Raw genomic sequence first — 17,280 nt, 5'->3', positions numbered from 1 at the left:
CCCATGAGCGAACAGCACCACCCCCTGCGCCCCGGCGGGCTCGTGGGGGACGTGGTGGTGCCCGCCGGGGCGCAGGGGGTGGTGCTGTTCGCTCATGGGAGCGGCAGCTCCCGGCACAGCCCGCGCAACACGGCCGTCGGGCGCGCGCTCAACGAGCGCGGGCTCGCCACGATGCTCGTCGACCTGCTGACCGCCGACGAGGAGGCCCGGGACGAGGTCACCGCCGAGCTGCGTTTCGACATCGGAATGCTGGCCGAACGCCTGGCCGGGATCGTCGACTGGATGGGCGCCGACCCGGAGCTGGGGCGACTCCCGATCGGGCTGTTCGGCGCCAGCACCGGCGCCGCAGCCGCCCTGGTCGCCGCCGCGGCCCGGCCGGACCGGGTGGGCGCTGTGGTCTCCCGGGGCGGCCGGCCCGACCTGGCCGGCAGCTCACTGACCGCGGTACGCGCACCGACGCTGCTGCTCGTCGGCGGCCTGGACGAGCAGGTGATCGTGCTCAACGAGCAGGCCCGGGACGCGTTGGGCGAGGTCGCGGAGCTGCGGATCGTGCCCGGCGCCACGCACCTGTTCGAGGAGCCCGGCACGCTGGAGCAGGTGGCCGACCAGGCGGGTACGTGGTTCACCACGCACCTGCGCCAGCCGCACCCCGCCTGACCTGCGGGCCGCCTGAGCGCACCTGGCCTGAGCGCAGGCCGTCAGCCTGCGGCTTCGACGGCCCGGTCCGGCCCGGAGGCGCTGCCGATCCCGGCAGCACTGTCGGTCCCCGCGGCGCGGCCGGTTTCGGCCCGGTGCCGCTGCACGGTGTCCAGCACCCGCCACAGCACCGCCGCGATCGGCACCGACACGAACGCCCCGGCAACGCCGGCGACCAGCGTGCCGGCCGTGACCACCACCAGGATGACCGCCGGGTGCAGCTGCACCTGCCGCCGCATCACGAGTGGTTCCAGCAGGTTGCCCTCGATCTGCTGCACGGCGATCACGGCGGCCAGGGTCAGCAACGCGGTGGTCGGACCGTTCGCGGCCAGCGCGACGAGCACCGCCACCGCACCCGCCACCGTGGCGCCGATGATCGGCACGAACCCGCCGAGGAACGTGATCAGCGCGAGCGGCAGGGCCAGCGGGACACGCAACACGACCAGGGCCAACCCGATCCCGATGGCGTCGATGGCCGCGATGACCATCGTGCCCCGGCTGTACGCGCCGAGCGTCCGCCAGCCGGCCCGTCCCGCCTCGGCGGTCAGCTCCCGGCGCGGGCCGGTCAGCCGGCGCAGCACCCAGCGCCACATCGAGCGGCCGTCCTTGAGCAGGAAGAACAGCAGCACCAGGGCGAGCAGCACCGCGCCCGCGACCTCGGCGACCTTGCGCGCACCGGCGACCGGGTCGGGTGCGCCACTGCTCAGGCCCTGCCGGATCTGCTCCACGAGCCGGTCGAGCTGCTGGTCGGTGACCGGCAGGCTGGACGTGACGAAGTCGCGGGTGCGCTGCAACCCCTCGTCGAGCTGCTGGCTCAGCTCGCCGAACTGGCTCGCGGTGAGGTTCCAGACCAGGACACCGGCGCCACCCAGGATGCCGAGCAGCAACAGGATGCTCAGCAGCGCGGCGAGCCCGGCCGGCACCCGCAGCCGGCGCAGGCGTACCAGCACCGGGTCGAGCAGTGCGGCGAGGAAGAGCGTGCCGGCCAGCGCCACCGCCAGCGGCGCGAGCAGTACGGCGATCTGCCCCAGCAGCCACAGCCCGGCCGTCACCACCAGCAGGCAGGCGCTCCACGTGACCGCCGTCCGTACCGGCCAGGGCAGTCCGGCCCAGGTCTGCCGCGGTCCGGCGGTCGGTGCCCGCCCGGGTATACCAGCGTCGTCGTCCACGTCGCCCTCCTCGATCGAGGCCGTTGGTACCCGACCGGGATCGATCCGACACCAGGGCGGTGACCGCCCAGCCGGTGTTTGTGCCCCCGGCCTCAGGGAAGGCATTCAACGTATCGAAGGGAGATCCGACGTGGGCGACTTCATGGACAAGGCCAAGGACTTCGCGGACAAGCACGACAAGCAGGTCGACCAGGGCATCGAGAAGGCCGGTGACGCGGCCGACAAGCGCACCGGCGGCAAGTACGACAACCAGATCGACAAGGGTGTCGACACGGCGCAGCAGCGCACCGGCGAAGGCGACACCGGCCGCTGACCGCACCTGGCGATCCCGCGCCGTCCCACTGAGGGCGGCCGGGATCGTCGTGTCCTGCCCGTTGGAGGCGACCGGCGTGTCCGACCTGGACAACCTTCGGCCGGATCGCCCTGCAAGGCTGACCGGTCACCAGCCGGGGTAGCGCGCCCCGTTCACGTTGATCCGCAGGCTGAACAGCGAACTGGAGGCGCAGATGTAGAGCTGGTTGCGCCTCGGGCCGCCGAAGGTGAAGTTTGCGACCACCTCCGGCAGGTGCAGCTTGCCGAGCAGCGTGCCGTCCGGGTCGAAGCAGTGCAGCCCGTCGTGGGCGGCCACCCAGACCCGGCCGGCGTCGTCGAGGCGTACCCCGTCGAAGGAGCCGGTGTCGCAGGTGGCGAAGACCTCGCCACCGCGCAGGGCGCCGCCCTCGCTGACAGCGAACCGGCGCAGGTGCGCCGCCCGGGTGTCGACCACGTAGAGCAGCGACTCGTCGGGACTGAACGCCAGACCGTTCGGCTGCCCGAAGTCGTCGGCGACGCGGCGAACTTCGCCGTCGTGCGGGTCGACCCGGTAGACGTGGTTGCCGCCGATCTCGCTCTCCGCCCGGTGACCCTCGTAGTCGCTGTCGATGCCGTAGCTCGGGTCGGTGAACCAGATCGAGCCGTCGGAGTGCTCGACCACATCGTTCGGGCTGTTCAGCCGCTTGCCGCGCCAGCGCTCGGCGAGGACCGTATCGGTGCCGTCGGCCTCGGTCCGGGTGACCCGTCGCCCGCCTTGCTCGCAGCTCACCAGCCGCCCCCGTCGATCGACGGTGTGCCCGTTGGCGTAGCCGGCCGGCTGGCGGAACACCCCGATCGCGCCGGTGGCCTCGTCCCAGCGCAGCAGCCTGTCGTTGGGGATGTCGCTGAAGAGCAGGTAGCGCCCGGCGGCGAACCAGGCCGGCCCCTCCAACCAGCGGCCCCCGGTCCAGAGACACTCCGTCCACTCGTCGCCGTTCACCCGGCGGAACCGCTCGTCCCGCACCTCGAAACGCGTCCTGAACCGATCCACGCCGATCGCCTCCACCCGTGACTGATGTTCGGCAGAAAGCTAACATTACCGAACCAGGATCACCTGTGAGGTTAGACGCCGAACGGAGGCACGGTCATGGATGACGTCGACCGGACGCTGCTGGCGGCGCTGCAACACGACGCCACCCAGTCGTACGCGGCGCTGGCCGGGCAGGTCGGGCTCTCCACGGGGGCGGTCCACGAGCGGGTGCGCAAGCTGCGCGAGCAGGGCGTGGTTCGCCGGACCACGGTGGACGTCGAGCCGGCCGCGGTCGGCCGGGGTGTGCTCGCGTTCGTGCTGGTGGAGGCGAATGCCTGGATGGGCGACCACCCCACCCGAGACGCGCTCGCGGCGCTGCCCGAGGTGATGGAGGCGCACGTCATCGCCGGCCCTGCCTCGCTGCTCGTGAAGATCCGCGTCGGCACCCCGGAGCAGCTCCAGGCCAGCCTGCGCCGGCTATTCCAGGTGGAGGGCGTCACCGGGACGCAGACCGTGGTGGTGCTGGAGAGCTTCTTCGAGCGCCCGCTCGACCCGTACCCGCAGACCCCCTGACAGCCGAATTCACCACGGGCGGATCGATGCCGGCGGGCCGATCTCCACAGGGAAGACCGGCCCGTCCGTCAGGCGTCGCGGGTCAGGAGCTGTAACCGCGGCCGGCGATCCAGTTGGCCAGCTCGGTCACGTCCATCCAGTACGTCGGCTCGTCCGGCCGGGCCGGGTCGGCGATCAGCACCCGGTCGCCGTCGCCCTCGTACCGCACGACAGTCACGTAGTGGCCGGGGTAGCTGTGCTCCACCCCGTCGATGTCCCGCGCGCCGCCCAGGATGTTCGCCACCACAGGCCGGTCGTCGTCCACAGCGGTACGGATGTCCGCGCGCAGGCGTGCGACCTGCTCCCGGGTGGCCACGTCGTCGCGGATCTCGGTGGTCCGGTACTTGCCGCCGGTGTACTCGTTGAGCACCCGGGTGATGTCGATGGCCGAGTCGGTGCCGTTCTCGGTGGTGCCGAGCTTGGCGGCCAGCTCGTCCTGGCTCACGTCCTTGCCCTCGGCCGACAGCGCGATCCGGGTCGACGCGGGACCGCAGTAGAAGAAGTTCGGCTGCGCCTGGTACTCGTAGTCGGCGGCGCGGTCGCCCTTGCCCTTGACCGGGGCGGCGTGGGCGGCGACGGCCGGACCGGCGACGGCACCGCCGGCGGCGGCCAGACCGGCGACGGACAGCACACACTTACGGATGATCGGGTTCATGGTCGAGGCTCCATTCGGGGGTCGACGGCTCCGTGCGGGAGACGCGGCACCAGGAGTGGCGCTCGGCGTACGGAGTGTTCAACCGCCCTGCCGCGGCGGCCCATTTCCGGGCGTGACCGGGGCCACCGCGGAACCGGACAGACGCCTCAGCCGGGGAGACTTCCCAGGAGCCCGGTCACCGCGATCTCGATGACGACCCGCTCCGGATTCGGTCGTGGCATGCGATACCGCTCGGCGTACCGGCGCTCGGCCTCGGCCACCGACTCCGGGTCCCTGCGCAGCACCGCCCGGCCCTCCACGGTCAGCCACCACCGGCCGTCGACCTGGCACACCGCGACCGGGACGCCGTCCGGTCCGGCCGCCGCGACGTGCCGGGCCTTGGCCGACCCGGCGGAGGTGATCACCCGGGCCAGCCGGGCCGCCGGGTCGAAGGTCACCCCCACGGGTACGACGTGCGGGGTGCCGTCGGCGCGCGGTGTGGTGAGCGTGGCGAGGTGCCGGTCCGCGAAGAAACGGGCCACCCGCTCGTCGTGCGGATCCAACCGGTGCCGTCCCGCCATGTCGTCTCCTCGCTCGCGTACCGGTGACGCCTCAGCGGCGGGGAGCCGCGCCGGGCGGCAACGTCGCCACCGGGGACTCCCCGGCGGCCCGCTGCTCGGCGCGGTGCTTGGCGACCAGCCGGCCCAGGTAGAACAGCGCGCCGGCCAGCACGCCCATGTCGTCCAGATAGATCGGGTCGGGCAGCAGATCCACCGGCAGGATCGTGTAGATCAGCGCGCCGTAGAACGCGACCTTGCCGCCGGCTCCGAGCGCGCCGAGCATGCGGCGGGTGCGGACCACCCGGATGGCGAGCAGCACCGCCCCGGCCAGCATGGCCGCCGCGAGGACGGCGGCGAGGACGACCAGCACCCAGGATTCACGGGACACGCCACCACGCTAGCCGAGCCGGGCCCGCCACGCCCGGCGGTCGTCCCCGCCGCGAGGGGCGTCCGCCCCGTGGCCGGGTCGCGGCCGGGGCGACATCCCGTCACGCCGCTGCCCGGCGACGCCCGTCAGACCGCTGTCGGGTGACGACCCCGTCGGGCCGCGCCGGGGGCGCCGCCCCCGTAGAGCCGCTGCCGGCGTCCTCAGGTCGCCACGGCAGCCCGGCCGCGCGCCACCGGCGGCAGCTCGCGGGTGACGTCGGTGCCCGTCCCGGCCGGCAGTTCCCGGGTGGTCTCCGGGCCGGCGAAGCCCACGATGGAGAGCGCGGTCTGCGGCTCGGCGACCGGGTGCAGCGCCGCGAACGCCTCGTCGCGCAGGCTCTGCGCCGCCGCCGCGGCCAGCTCGGCTGCCTGCCAGGCGGCCTGCTCCCGCTGCGTGGCGGCCCGGTGCCGTGCCGCCATGTTGTCCCGGACCAGCCGGCGCAGCAGCAGTTCCTGCTCCACCGGGTGCCGGCTCGGGTCCCAGCCGTTACCGCCGAGGATGTCGCTGAGCTGCCGCACCGTGATCTCGTCGCGCCACTGGGCGTCCATCGCGGCCCGGTGCAGCCAGCGCTCCCGGTCGGCGTACTCGGCCGGGGTCTTGGCGGTCCGGGGCAGCGGCAGCGCCGCGGCGGCGGTCAGGCGCCGGACGTCCTCCTCGGCCCCCTGGTACGCCTGCCAGGCCACCTCCGCGTCCTCCTGGGCGGTCAGCCACTCCGTCCGGCTCCGCTCGGCGGTCGCCGCCGCGCGGGCGGCCGCCACCGCCACCTCGTCGGCGTACCGGTTCCGCTCCCGGTCCTGTACGCGAGCCCGCTCGGCTCGTTCGATGCTGCTCGGCCGGGCGGCGTCGCTGATCCGGTCGACCAGTTCCGAACGGAACCGGGACGGGCGGACGATCAGCGCGGCGACCACGGTCGCGGCCACGGCGAGCAGGACCAGCCAGATCACGGCGGCCGCCGGCATGTCGGGCAGGACGGTGGAGAAGACGGTCTGCATCACCAGCACCTCAAGGTGGAACGAAGGACGATCAACGGTTGTGGCCCGGACATCCGGGCGGGTGCGCGTCGTGACTTCAGACGCGACGGGACGCGCGGCAGGGCGCGGGGCGTGCGGCCCGTGGGACCGCTCCGGGGCGTACCGGAAGGACGCGCGGTCAGGCGCGCGGCGGACCGCGACGGGCGATGTCCGCCCGGCCGGGTTCGGCGGCGGCGACGACCTCGACGCCGGGAACGGGCCCGGCGGCGTCGGCGGAGGGGGTGGCAGTGACGGCCGGGCCGGTGCCGGGGCCGGTTGTCCGCAGCGCGGCGGTCGGGGCGTCGGCCGCGGTGAGTTCGGCGGAACGCGTGGCGGCGGTCGTGACCGCCTGCCGCGTCGCGACGTGCTCGACGGCGGCGACGTGCTTGATCGCCGCGACGTGCTCAGTCGTGACGGCGTGCGCGGCGATGGTGGCGTGCGAGGCCGCGGCGGCGTGGGCGGGTGTGGCGGCGATGCCCTGGAAACCGGCGATCAGCACCAGGCTGGCCACGGCCGTGCGGGCGATCCGGCGCAGCGTCGCCGTCCAGGTGGACGGGGCGAACGCTACGGGCAGCACCGTTTCAACCTATCGGTCGGCGGAGGATCTCGCAGCTCAAGGATCTTGCGGTTTACGTGAGCCGCCCCACGGGTCGGTGTGGACGGAGGCCCACGCAGGGCCCGACGCGCGACGGCGCGGCACCCCTGCCGGGGGCGCCGCGCCGTCGTGTGGATGCCGTGTCAGTTGCCGCCGAGCACCGGCGGCGGGGCGGCGTCGCCGTCGCCCCAGACCATCTCGTCCTCGGTGAGCCAGGTCAGCCGGCCGTCGGACTCGTCGTCGCCCTGGCCGCCGCGCCCGCCCAGCACACCGCCGCGGCCGGCCATCGCGGGCCGCCCGGTGGCACCGCCGGCGCGCTCGGCGGACTTGCTCCCGGCGTCGACGACGAGGCCACGGCCGGAGGTGAGACGGCCCGTGCCGGCGGCGGAGCGGTTGTCCGCGCCGGGCATGCCGCCGAGGCGAGCCGCCGACGCCGAGTTGGCGCCGGTGCCGGCCAGCGAGCCGGTGCTCAGGACGCCGGGGGCGCCGTAGAGCCCGCCACCGGGTCCGCCGGCGCTCATCGTCGTCGGGCCGGCGCCGCCGGGACCGAAGCCAGGGCCGCCGCCGATCGTCGGGCCGCCGACGGTGCTGGTCAGCGGAGCGGCACCGGCGAGTGAGGTGCCGGTCGGGTCGACGGTGCCGCCGGCCGGCACCGAACCCGGAGCGCCGGCGCCCGGTTGGCCGCCCGGAGTGCCGGCACCCGGCGTGGCCCCGCCCGGCGTGCCGCCGGTCGGGGCCGTGTGGTGCACGCCCGACGTGGTGGCGGTGGCGTTCGCGCCCGGGCCGAAGCTGCCCAGGCTCGGGCCGGACGACGGCGTCTTCACCGACGGGCCGTTCTGCAGCGTCGGGTCACCGTTGCCGGTGTGGCCGGGCAGCTCGGTCTCCGGCGGCTCCGGTACGACGATCCGGCCGTACGCCGAGAAGTCGTAGCCCTCGGCGAGCTTCGCCACGACCTGCACCATCCGCTGGTGCGCCTTCTCCTGCTCGGCCTTGTCCTGCTGGTGGCCGACGATCCCGCCGATCACCGCGCCGGGGGCGCCGCCGAGCAGGAAGCCCTTGCCGGCGCCGGAGAGCAGCTTGTCGTTGTCGTCGGTCTTCTCCGGGCTCTCCGCCTTGGTCTGCGCGGCCCGCAGCTCGCTGGACATCATGTCGAGGCCCTGCCGGATGCCGGTCATGCCCTCGGCGAGGTTGCCGGAGTAGTGCACCACCATGTCGAGCCGCCTGGTGAACTCGCGCGCGGCGTCGCCCGTCCAGCTCTTGGACAGCGCCTCCAGGTCGGCGGTGAGGTCGCGGCTGAGGTCGTCGAGCGTGCCCTTGAGGGAGGTCCACTGGGCGCTGAGCGCCTCGATCTGCCTCGGGTCGCCGGCGTTGACGCCCTGGTAGAGCTCTTCGTGACTGACGTGCTCGTAGCGCCGGGTGTACTCAGACACGCGGGTCCTCCTTCGGCTGCTTCATCGCCTCGTTCAGCCCCGAGAGGGCGGCGGCGATGTCGGCCGCGGCGGCGGCGTTGCGGGCCTCGGCGGTCTTGTAGTTCGTCATGATCTTGTGGGTCGCCTCGCGGGCGGCCAGGATCGCCCGACGCAGCCGGTCGACGTGGTTGACGTAGCTCTGGTGCGTCTCGGAGTAGCGACGTGCGTTGTCGGTCGCGTCGGTGAACGTGCCGAGCGCCGGCGGGCGGCACTGCATCTGGGTGTTGAGCTTGCGCAACACCGACTCCGCCTCGTGCAGGCGCCGCTCAAGTCGCTGGTGAAAGTCCTCCAGGGACAGTACGTCTACTGTCGTGCGCCCCGTCATGGCTGCATCCCCGTAGTCATCGTCGATAACCGTTCGCCGTACTCAGGTTAGTCGAAGCGAGCCAACCCGGGCGACCCGTGACGGAGATCCTCCACTTCGGATCGGCCGAGAGTCGGTCAACCGCCCTGGACCTGCGCCGCCCCGCCACCGGCCGAGGGCGTCGCGGTGGCCCCCGGCGGCGTCGACGCATCGAAGTAGGTCATCGCGTCCTCGCGGGACAGCGTCGGGCCGGTCGGCACCAGCGCCAGCAGCGAGGCGGGTACGGCGAGCGGCGTCACGTCGCCGTACCCGAGCGCGCTCCTCGCGTCGCCCCCGGCGGTGCCGAGCGGATAGCGGATGCCCTGGGCGGTGATCAGGTAGACCGTCGAGCCGGCCGCCGCCTTGCCGCTCTCCCCGGCCGTGGCCTGCACCAGCACGCCCTTGCCGCCGGGCAGCAGCACGCTCTCGGCGGTGCGTACCGCGTCCCGGGCGCCCTGCCGGGCCGGCATCGCGGTCGCCGAGGTCAGCTCGGCCGGCGGGGAGTCGAAGACCTCCAGCGTGGTGGTCGGCGGCTGACCGGCCGGGCCGGGGCGGTAGGTGGCGCAGAGCACCGTCCGCCCCGGGCGGACCTCGTGCAGCGTCGGCAGCCGGGCCGGCAGGCCGTCCGCGTCCAGGCGCTGGTCGGTGAGGAGCCGGCCCGCCTCGTCCGGAGTGATCTGCGTCACCTCGCCACCGCTGCCGAGCAGCAGCAGCGCGGTGACCTCGCGGACGGTCGCCAGGCCCTGCCGGGTGAGCACGTAGTACTGGCCGGCGGCCTGGTAGACCTGGCCGATCCGGGCCGGCCGGTCGGCCACTGTGAGCCCGCTCGCGCTGCCGTCCCCGGCGATCGCCGGCTTGCGCAGCACCGGCCCGACCGGCACCGCGTTCAGCAGCTGCTGCCCGACGGTCAGGTTCGTCGCGCCGGCCATCTTCAACGCCACCAGTGCCTGCTCGTCGCCGGCGACCCGCAGCCGGGAACCGCCGGTGAGCAGGTAACGGGCGTCGCTGGTCCGCACCACCACGGCCCGGTCGGTGAGTGCCGTGCCGCCGGGCAGCGCCCGGTCGATCACCAGGTGCGTGGTGGAGCGCTGCGGGTCGTTCGGGTCCGGCACGTCGCACACCGACCAGGGGAGCCCGACCAGTGACTTTCGATCGGGCAGGTCGTCCGGGGCGCCCACGATGCCGACCAGCCGCCCGCGCGGACGGTCCTTAATCGACGCCTGGGACATGGTGCGTGGCTGCGCCGCGGCGTCGTTGACGATCAGCCGCGCCGAGGCGTAGTTGAGCGTCGGGCGCAGCACCTCGTCCTCGCCGAAGTAGTACGTCGCGCCGGTCTCCCGCTCGATCACCAGCGTGTTCGGCTCCAGCGGCGCGGAGTTGCTGGTGAGCTGCCCGTACGCGCCCACGCCGCCGAGCACCACGGCCGCCGCGATGACGCTGCCGAACACCGCCATGCCGAGGCGGCGCATCGGCAGTTCGTTGGTCTCCGGATCACCGGAGAGCAGCGCCGAGACGATGCGGCGGGTGACGAAGCGGTACGCCTGCACCTGATCGCGGCGGGTCCGCATGACTAACCTCCGGCGGGGGTGGGTCCACGGCGACAGGTCCGAACGGCGCCGCGGGCTTCCCTACGATAAGGGGCCGTCGGGGGTGCGCCGGACCCCGTCCGCCGCCCGAACGGCCGCACCCGCCCGGCGGATGCCCAGGATGTCCAGAAGGGACGCACACCGATGACGCAGCTCCAGGCGCCACCCGGTCGTACCGCCACCGTTCCCGCCGCACCGCCGGACCGGCCGGTCACCCCGGCCGACAAGCGCCGCCGGGGACGGCTCGGCCCGGTCGTGGTCGGGCAGCTCGTGGTGGTGGAGTGCGCCGCGCTCGCCGTCTGGTTCGCCACTGCCGGCCCGGCCTGGCTGATCGCTGCGGTCGGCGTGCCGGCGCTGCTGGCGGTGGCGGCGGCGTTCGCGCGCCGGGGCGGCCGCTGGTGGTACGAGGATCTGATGCTCCGCCGCCGGCTGCGCCGGCGCCGCGACCGGGCCCGGGGCGCGGAGCCCGGTGGTGACCCGAGGCTGGCCGCGCTCGCCCCGGAGCTGACCGTGGTGGAGCTGACCGAGCGCGGCACCCGGCTCGGCATCGGGCAGGACGACCGGGGCTGGTTCGCCGCGCTGGCGCTGACCGGCCGTCCCGGCGCGCCCGCCGGCTCGATCGAGGCGGCGGTGGTGGACCGCGCGCTCGCGGTGCTCGCCGACTTCTCCGGCCCGGTCACCCAGACCCAGGTCGTCTCGCACACCCTGGTCTGGTACCCGGCGCCCGGCGCGCCGCCGTCGGCCTACCGGACCGTGTGGGTGGCGCTGCGTTTGTCGGTGTCCGACGCGCGGGCCGAGGCGGTGAGCCGGGGCGGCGGCCTGCGCGGCGTGCACCGCACGGTGGCGGCCGGGGTGGGCCGGGTCGGCAAGGCGCTCAACGCCGCCGGCCTCGGTCACCGGGTGCTCGACCGGAACGAGCTGCACGCGGCCGTGGTGTCCGGGGCCGGGCTCGACCTGGCGCCGGAGTCCCCGGTGGAGACGTGGACCAGCCTGCGCGGGGGCGGCTGGACGCAGCGCTGCCTGGCCCTGCGGGTACGCCCCAACGGTTCGCTCGGCGCACTCGTGGACGCGGTCACGGCCACCTCCGCGCCCTCGCACACGGTCGCCGCGGTGGTGCTCCCGGGCGGGCGGCGGGTGCCGCCGCTGCTGCGGGTGGCAGCCATGGACGGGCACGCCGAGGCGCTGGTGAAGGCGGTCCGGGAGATGGCCCGGCGCGCGGGCGTGCCGGCCCGCCCGCTGGACGGCCAGCACGGCCCCGGCGTCTACGCCACCGCGCCGGTCGGCACCGCGATGGGGACCGTCACGGTCGAAGGTTGACGATCCAGCCGTACGCGCCGCAGACCCAGACGGCCAGCGGCACCAGCGCGATGATCAGCAGGATCTCGACGATGTCCAGGGTCCGGCCCCAGACCGGGGAGATCCGCTTGCCGGCCACGGTCAGGCCGTAGACGAGGCTGATCACGGCCAGCACGGCCAGGCCGCCCAGGATCAGCCCGAGCCGTACCGCCAGCGAGCCGGCGGCGAACGTGGCGGCGGCGACCAGCCCCAGGCCGACGGTGCCGGACAGCAGCACCGGCGTGCGCTGGGCGCGGCTGAGGAACGGGCGTGCCCGCAGCAGCGACAGCAGCGCCAGCACCAGGCAGAGCAGGACCGCCGGGAGCCGGCCGTTCCCGGCCAGCACCACCTCGCCGCCGAGCACCAGCAGCGAGACGGTCCAGAGCAGACCGGTGAGGAACGCGTCGGCGCGCTCGCTGTTGCGCAGCACCGACGGCCCGTCCACCGACTCGGTGTCGGTCTTGAGGTCGTCCGGGCCGGTGGGGATGGACGGCACCGGCAGCCGGGCCAGGCGGTAGGCGAGCATCGGCAGCGCGGGCAGCGCGCCGAACGCGACCGTCGCGACCACCGCCGCCGAGGCCGCCGCGCCGATGTCGAAGGCCAGGCTGAGCACCGCGCCGAGGCCGACCGCCGCGCCCACGCCCACCGCGCCGAGGAACAGCGGCAGGCGGTCACCGACGGCGAGCGCGGCGATCGCGCCGAAGACCACCACGGCGGTGCCGGCGAGCAGGACGTGCGGACTGGCCAGCTCGCCGAGCGTCCGGTCCCCGGCGAGCACCAGCAGGCCGCCGACGCCCGCGTAACCGACCCCCACCAGGGCCAGCACCGCGCCGGTGCGGCTGTCGCCGGCGGCGCGGGACAGCACCGCGGCGCCGACCAGCAGTGCCACCGCGACCACGAACGCGGCGGCCGCGCCCGGTAGCTGCGGCGGGCCGGTCAGCAGGGTCGCCACCGCGCCCGCGGCGAGCGCCGAGGCGGCGAGCAGGACCGCGAACACCCGCGTGGTGCCGACCTGCCAGGCGCCCGCCCGCTGGGTGGTGGAGGTGGCGACCGCGTCCACCACGTCGTCGAAGACGATCTCGGGGGCGGTCGCGGCACGCGGGTTGAAGTAGAGCACCTCGCCGTCGCGTACGCCGAGCTGCGCCGCGGTCCGGCCGCCGTCGAGCGGCTGACCGCCGAGCCGGGACAGGGCCCAGCCGCCGTGCCGCACGCCCTCGTCGGCCAGGTCCTCGCCGGCGTACCGCAGCAGCGTGGGAAGCAGGTCGGCGAGCGGCACGTCGGACGGCAGCGCCAGATCCATCCTGGTACGCGGCGCCACGATGGTGATCCGGCTCAGCCCACCGGTCGCCGTCTTCGTCGCCACAGTGGCCTCCTCGTGCTCGCATACGATCCGCTGGGCCGTCGGCGTCGCCCCCTACGGGTCCACGACGCCACCGGGAGATTACCTACGATGGCGGTCGCACAGGTTGCCCACCCGACGCTCACCGGCGGTGGCAGACCACGATCAGGGCCACTTCTGGGGAGGGGAGAGCCGTGAGTACGGTGGTGTTCCGCCGACTTCCGCGTCAACCGGGGCCCGCGCTGCCGCGCGGCGAGGTGCTGCTGGAGTCCCCGCCCGAGCTGCCGGAGCCGCAGGCCAAGGGCATGGGCCAGGTGCTGATGATCCTGCCGATGCTCTGCGGCGTCGGCGCGATGGCGTTCCTCTACGCCGGCCGGGGCGGCGGCATGATGACGTACGTCGCGGGTGGGCTGTTCGGCGTGTCCATGTTGGGCATGGCGATCGGTACGCTCGGCAACGGCGGCAAGGACAAGGCCGAGCTGAACGCCGAGCGGCGCGACTACATGCGCTATCTCGCGCAGATGCGCAAGCGCACCCGGCGGGCCGCCGAGCAGCAGCGCGCCGCGATGACGTGGCGGCACCCGGAGCCGGACGCGCTCTGGTCGATCGCCGCATCCCGCCGGCTCTGGGAGCGGCGGATCACCGAGGACGACTTCGGCGAGGTGCGGATCGCGCTCGGCCCGCAGCGGCTGGCCGTGGAGATCGTGCCGCCGGAGACCAAGCCGGTGGAGGACCTGGAACCGATGAGCGCGATCGCGCTGCGCCGGTTCGTCCGGGCCCACTCCAACGTGCCGGACCTGCCGACCGCGCTGTCGCTGCGCGCGTTCAGCCGGATCGCCCTGCGCGGCGACCGGGAGCCGGTGCTCGACCTGGCCCGGGCCGCGCTGGGCCAGCTGGTCACGTTCCACGCCCCGGAGGATCTCCTGGTGGTCGTGGTGGCCGCGCCGGACCGGCAGGCGGCCTGGGACTGGGTGAAGTGGCTGCCGCACGCCCAGCACCCGGGGCGTACGGACGCGGCGGGCGCGCGCCGGATGGTGTTCGCCGCGCTGGACGAGGCGGAGACCGCGCTGGCCCAGGACCTGGGCGGACGGCCCCGGTTCGCGCCGGAGGCGAAGCCGCTGACCACCGCGCCGCACGTGGTGGTGGTGCTGGACGGCGGCGAGGTCTCGGCGACCTGCGCGCTGACCGGGCCGGGCCTGCTCGGCACGACCGTGTTCGACCTGTCCGGCGCGGTCCCGCGCGACGCCGGCCGCTGGCTGCTCTGCCTGGACGCCGGGGACGGCACCGGGCTCGACCTGGTCCGCGGCACCGCCACGTCGCGGCTCGGCCGGCCGGACCGGCTGTCCCTGAGCGCGGCCGAGGGGCTGGCCCGGCAGATCGCCCCGTTCCGGCTCTCCCAGCAGCAGGGCGCGAGCACCGACGAGCCGCTGGCCCGCAGCATGGAGCTGCCCGACCTGCTCGGCGTGGGCGACGCGGCCACTGTGGACACCCGGCAGACCTGGCGTCCGCGCAGCCACCGCGACCGGCTGCGCATCCCGCTCGGCCTGGGACCGGACGGCAACGTGGTGGAGCTGGACTTCAAGGAGTCCGCGCACGAGGGCATGGGCCCGCACGGCCTGGTGATCGGCGCGACCGGTTCCGGCAAGAGCGAACTGCTGCGTACGGTGGTCGCGGCGCTCGCGGTGACGCACTCGTCGGAGGAGCTGAACTTCGTCCTGGTCGACTTCAAGGGCGGCGCCACCTTCGCCTCGCTGGACGCGTTGCCGCACACCAGCGCGGTGATCACCAACCTCTCGGACGAGCTGCCGCTGGTCGACCGCATGCGGGACGCGCTGGCCGGTGAGATGAACCGCCGGCAGGAGGTGCTGCGCGCGGCGGGCAACTACGTCTCCCGGTACGACTACGAGAAGGCGCGGGCCGCCGGTGAGCCGCTGGAGCCGATGCCCAGCCTGCTGATCATCTGTGACGAGTTCTCCGAGCTGCTGGCCGCCAAGCCGGACTTCATCGACCTGTTCGTGATGATCGGCCGCCTCGGCCGGTCGCTCGGCGTGCATCTGCTGCTCGCCTCGCAGCGGCTGGAGGAGGGCAAGCTGCGCGGCCTGGACACGCACCTGTCGTACCGGATCGGTCTGCGCACGTTCTCGGCCGTGGAGAGCCGGATCGTGCTCGGCGTGCCGGACGCGTACGAGCTGCCCAGCGCGCCCGGTCACGGCTACCTGAAGACGGACACCGCGACGATGCTGCGGTTCCGCGCCGCGTACGTGTCCGGCCCGTACCGGGCGCCGGGGCAGGTGCAGCGCTCCACCCGGGCACAGGTGCAGCGCCGGATCGTCCCGTACGGCATCGACTACGTGCCGGCACCGGCGCTGCCGAGCCCGGCGGAGGCCACGCCGGAGCCGGAGCAGTCCGGCGACGGCAAGGCGGTCGCGATGCTGGACGTGCTGATCGACCAGCTCAAGGGCCGGGGCAAGCCGGCGCACCAGGTGTGGCTGCCGCCGCTGGCCGAGCCGTCCGGGCTGGCCGAGCTGCTGCCCAAGCTGAGCGTGCACCCGACGTACGGCCTGACCACCGCCGACTGGCCGGGCCGCGGCCGGCTCGCCGTGCCGGTCGGCATCGTGGACCGGCCGTACGAGCAGCGCCGCGACCCGATGATGGTCGACCTGGCCGGGGCCGGCGGCAACGTGGTGATCGTCGGGGCTTCGCTGAGCGGCAAGAGCACCATGCTGCGCTCGATGCTGGCCTCGCTGGCGCTCACCCACACGCCGCGCGAGGCGCAGTTCTTCTGCCTCGACTTCGGCGGCGGCGCGCTGCGCAGCCTGGACGGGCTGCCGCACACCTCGGGTGTCGCGGGCCGGCGGGACGTCGAGGCGGTCCGGCGGACGGTGGCCGAGGTGGTCGCCGTGATCGACGAGCGGGAGAACCGGTTCACCCAGCACGGCATCGACTCGGTGGCGAGCTACCGGCGCCGCCGGGCGGCCGGTGAGTTCGCCGACGACCCGTTCGGTGACGTCTTCCTCGTGGTGGACGGCTGGAACACGCTGCGCCAGGAGTACGAGGAGCTGGAGCAGACGATCACGAACCTGGCGAACCGGGGCCTCGGCTTCGGCGTCCACGTGGTGATCACGGCGGTGCGCTGGGCGGAGATCCGGATCAACATGCGGGACCTGCTCGGCACCAAGCTGGAGCTGCGGCTCGGTGACCCGTCCGAGTCGGAGATCGACCGGCGGGCCGCGCAGAACGTGCCGGTGGGCGCGCCCGGCCGCGGCCTGACCCGGGACAAGCTGCACTTCCTGACCGCGATCTCGCGGATCGACGGCAAGCGTGACATCGAGGACCTGACCGAGGCGTCGGTGGCGCTCGCCGGTCACGTCGCGGCGAACTGGCCGGGGCAGCCGGCGCCGAAGGTGCGGCTGCTGCCGCGCAAGCTGACGGTCACCGAGCTGGCGAAGGTGGTCGACCGGTCCGCCCCGGGTATCCCGATCGGCGTCAACGAGTCGGCGCTCGCCCCGGTCTACCTGGACCTGGCCGGCGAGCCGCACCTGACCGTGTTCGGCGACGCCGAGTGCGGCAAGACGAACCTGCTGCGGCTGATCGCCCGGGGGATCGCCGAGCGGTACACCCCGGCCCAGGCGCGGCTGGTCATCGCCGACTACCGGCGTGGCCTGCTGGGCGCGGTCGAGGGTGACCACCTGCTCGACTACGCGCCGTCGAACCAGGTGTTCAGCCAGGGGCTCGGCTCGATCCGCAGCGCGCTCCAGAACCGGCTGCCCGGCCCGGACGTGACCACCGCGCAGCTGCGCGACCGGAGCTGGTGGAAGGGCCCGGACCTGTACATCCTGGTGGACGACTACGACCTGGTCGCCTCCGGCGGCAGCAACCCGCTGAGCGCGCTGCACGAGCTGCTGCCGCAGGCGCGGGACATCGGCCTGCACCTGATCATCACGCGCCGGGTCGGCGGTGTGGCCCGGGCGCTGTACGAGCCGGTGCTGCAACGCCTGCGCGAGCTGGACTCGCCGGGTCTGCTGATGTCCGGCAGCCGGGAGGAGGGTGCGGTCTTCGGCAACCTGCGGCCGACCCCGCAGCCGCCGGGCCGGGGCACACTCGTCCGTCGCCGCGACGGTCAGCAGCTGATCCAGACCGCGTGGACGGAACCGGCCTGACGGGACGGACGGCGGGCGGCCGGG

At 74.3% G+C, this 17,280-nt stretch carries 16 protein-coding genes; 5 read left to right on the top strand and 11 right to left on the bottom strand.

From position 1 onward, the window contains the following. The first annotated feature begins 3 nt into the window (after positions 1–3). Positions 4–657: a dienelactone hydrolase family protein gene (locus F8279_RS06315; RefSeq protein WP_151499367.1), complete on the top strand. Its 654-nt coding sequence runs from the start codon at positions 4–6 to the stop codon at positions 655–657. A 41-nt stretch (positions 658–698) separates the two neighbouring features. Here the strand turns inward: F8279_RS06315 and F8279_RS06310 are convergent, their stop codons facing one another. Then, positions 699–1,865 (bottom strand): AI-2E family transporter, encoded by a 1,167-nt coding sequence (locus F8279_RS06310; protein WP_225853157.1) that lies wholly within the window; start codon positions 1,863–1,865, stop codon positions 699–701. A gap of 130 nt (positions 1,866–1,995) precedes the next feature. On the opposite strand from F8279_RS06310, the gene F8279_RS06305 reads away from it, so the two are divergent. Further along, positions 1,996–2,178 carry an antitoxin gene (locus F8279_RS06305; RefSeq protein ID WP_091414789.1) on the top strand — a complete coding sequence of 61 codons (183 nt, stop codon included), beginning with the start codon at positions 1,996–1,998 and terminating at the stop codon, positions 2,176–2,178. 126 nt (positions 2,179–2,304) lie between these two features. On the opposite strand, the gene F8279_RS06300 is transcribed toward F8279_RS06305, so the two are convergent. Further along, complete coding sequence (locus F8279_RS06300) at positions 2,305–3,207, bottom strand: SMP-30/gluconolactonase/LRE family protein (protein WP_151499364.1); 903 nt, start codon at positions 3,205–3,207, stop codon at positions 2,305–2,307. Between the two features lie 96 nt (positions 3,208–3,303). Here F8279_RS06300 and F8279_RS06295 point away from each other — a divergent pair, with 96 nt between their 5' ends. Then, the gene (locus F8279_RS06295; protein WP_091414791.1) at positions 3,304–3,759 is read left to right on the top strand and encodes an Lrp/AsnC family transcriptional regulator; all 456 of its coding nucleotides are present in this window, start codon (positions 3,304–3,306) and stop codon (positions 3,757–3,759) included. An 82-nt stretch (positions 3,760–3,841) separates the two neighbouring features. Here F8279_RS06295 and F8279_RS06290 read toward each other — a convergent pair whose 3' ends face one another. The 8 genes from F8279_RS06290 to eccB all read right to left on the bottom strand — a co-directional run bounded on the left by F8279_RS06290 (position 3,842) and on the right by eccB (position 10,404). Then, complete coding sequence (locus F8279_RS06290; RefSeq protein WP_091414793.1) at positions 3,842–4,453, bottom strand: C39 family peptidase; 612 nt, start codon at positions 4,451–4,453, stop codon at positions 3,842–3,844. A 146-nt stretch (positions 4,454–4,599) separates the two neighbouring features. Further along, a complete protein-coding gene (locus F8279_RS06285; RefSeq protein ID WP_091414795.1) occupies positions 4,600–5,013 on the bottom strand; it encodes a pyridoxamine 5'-phosphate oxidase family protein in 414 nt (137 codons plus the stop codon). A 31-nt stretch (positions 5,014–5,044) separates the two neighbouring features. After that, positions 5,045–5,380, bottom strand: a complete 336-nt coding sequence (locus F8279_RS06280) for a YkvA family protein (RefSeq protein ID WP_091414797.1) — start codon at positions 5,378–5,380, stop codon at positions 5,045–5,047. A 200-nt stretch (positions 5,381–5,580) separates the two neighbouring features. Beyond that, positions 5,581–6,411: a hypothetical protein gene (locus F8279_RS06275; protein ID WP_091416159.1), complete on the bottom strand. Its 831-nt coding sequence runs from the start codon at positions 6,409–6,411 to the stop codon at positions 5,581–5,583. A gap of 157 nt (positions 6,412–6,568) precedes the next feature. After that, positions 6,569–7,006 carry a hypothetical protein gene (locus F8279_RS06270; RefSeq protein ID WP_091414799.1) on the bottom strand — a complete coding sequence of 146 codons (438 nt, stop codon included), beginning with the start codon at positions 7,004–7,006 and terminating at the stop codon, positions 6,569–6,571. A 161-nt stretch (positions 7,007–7,167) separates the two neighbouring features. Beyond that, on the bottom strand, positions 7,168–8,454 hold the full coding sequence (locus tag F8279_RS06265) for a WXG100 family type VII secretion target (protein ID WP_091414801.1): 1,287 nt from the start codon (positions 8,452–8,454) through the stop codon (positions 7,168–7,170). Continuing rightward, complete coding sequence (locus F8279_RS06260) at positions 8,447–8,818, bottom strand: hypothetical protein (protein WP_013283763.1); 372 nt, start codon at positions 8,816–8,818, stop codon at positions 8,447–8,449. Before F8279_RS06260 ends, F8279_RS06265 begins: the two co-directional genes overlap by 8 nt. A gap of 116 nt (positions 8,819–8,934) precedes the next feature. After that, positions 8,935–10,404, bottom strand: a complete 1,470-nt coding sequence (eccB, locus tag F8279_RS06255) for a type VII secretion protein EccB (protein WP_091414803.1) — start codon at positions 10,402–10,404, stop codon at positions 8,935–8,937. A gap of 162 nt (positions 10,405–10,566) precedes the next feature. Between eccB and F8279_RS06250 the strand changes: the two genes are divergently transcribed. Then, positions 10,567–11,739 carry a type VII secretion protein EccE gene (locus F8279_RS06250; protein ID WP_091414806.1) on the top strand — a complete coding sequence of 391 codons (1,173 nt, stop codon included), beginning with the start codon at positions 10,567–10,569 and terminating at the stop codon, positions 11,737–11,739. On the opposite strand, the gene eccD is transcribed toward F8279_RS06250, so the two are convergent. Further along, positions 11,723–13,120: a type VII secretion integral membrane protein EccD gene (eccD, locus tag F8279_RS06245; RefSeq protein WP_091414808.1), complete on the bottom strand. Its 1,398-nt coding sequence runs from the start codon at positions 13,118–13,120 to the stop codon at positions 11,723–11,725. The genes F8279_RS06250 and eccD overlap by 17 nt on opposite strands. A gap of 170 nt (positions 13,121–13,290) precedes the next feature. Between eccD and eccCa the strand changes: the two genes are divergently transcribed. Beyond that, the gene (eccCa, locus tag F8279_RS06240) at positions 13,291–17,256 is read left to right on the top strand and encodes a type VII secretion protein EccCa (protein WP_091414811.1); all 3,966 of its coding nucleotides are present in this window, start codon (positions 13,291–13,293) and stop codon (positions 17,254–17,256) included. Positions 17,257–17,280: the final 24 nt, after the last annotated feature.

This window comes from Micromonospora sp. AMSO1212t, from assembly GCF_008868145.1.
Classification (GTDB): Bacteria; Actinomycetota; Actinomycetes; order Mycobacteriales; family Micromonosporaceae; genus Micromonospora; species Micromonospora tulbaghiae.
The sequence above is the reverse complement of the archived record's forward strand: the minus strand, read 5'-3'. Positions and strand labels throughout refer to the sequence as shown.

Bases quoted from the DNA above. Each gene is read 5' to 3' on its own strand.
- F8279_RS06315 (WP_151499367.1), top strand. From the start codon at position 4: ATGAGCGAACAGCACCACCCCCTGCGCCCCGGCGGGCTCGTGGGGGAC.
- F8279_RS06250 (WP_091414806.1), top strand. From the start codon at position 10,567: ATGACGCAGCTCCAGGCGCCACCCGGTCGTACCGCCACCGTTCCCGCC.
- F8279_RS06295 (WP_091414791.1), top strand. From the start codon at position 3,304: ATGGATGACGTCGACCGGACGCTGCTGGCGGCGCTGCAACACGACGCC.
- eccB (WP_091414803.1), bottom strand. From the start codon at position 10,404: ATGCGGACCCGCCGCGATCAGGTGCAGGCGTACCGCTTCGTCACCCGC.
- F8279_RS06260 (WP_013283763.1), bottom strand. From the start codon at position 8,818: ATGACGGGGCGCACGACAGTAGACGTACTGTCCCTGGAGGACTTTCAC.
- F8279_RS06285 (WP_091414795.1), bottom strand. From the start codon at position 5,013: ATGGCGGGACGGCACCGGTTGGATCCGCACGACGAGCGGGTGGCCCGT.
- F8279_RS06275 (WP_091416159.1), bottom strand. From the start codon at position 6,411: ATGCAGACCGTCTTCTCCACCGTCCTGCCCGACATGCCGGCGGCCGCC.
- F8279_RS06290 (WP_091414793.1), bottom strand. From the start codon at position 4,453: ATGAACCCGATCATCCGTAAGTGTGTGCTGTCCGTCGCCGGTCTGGCC.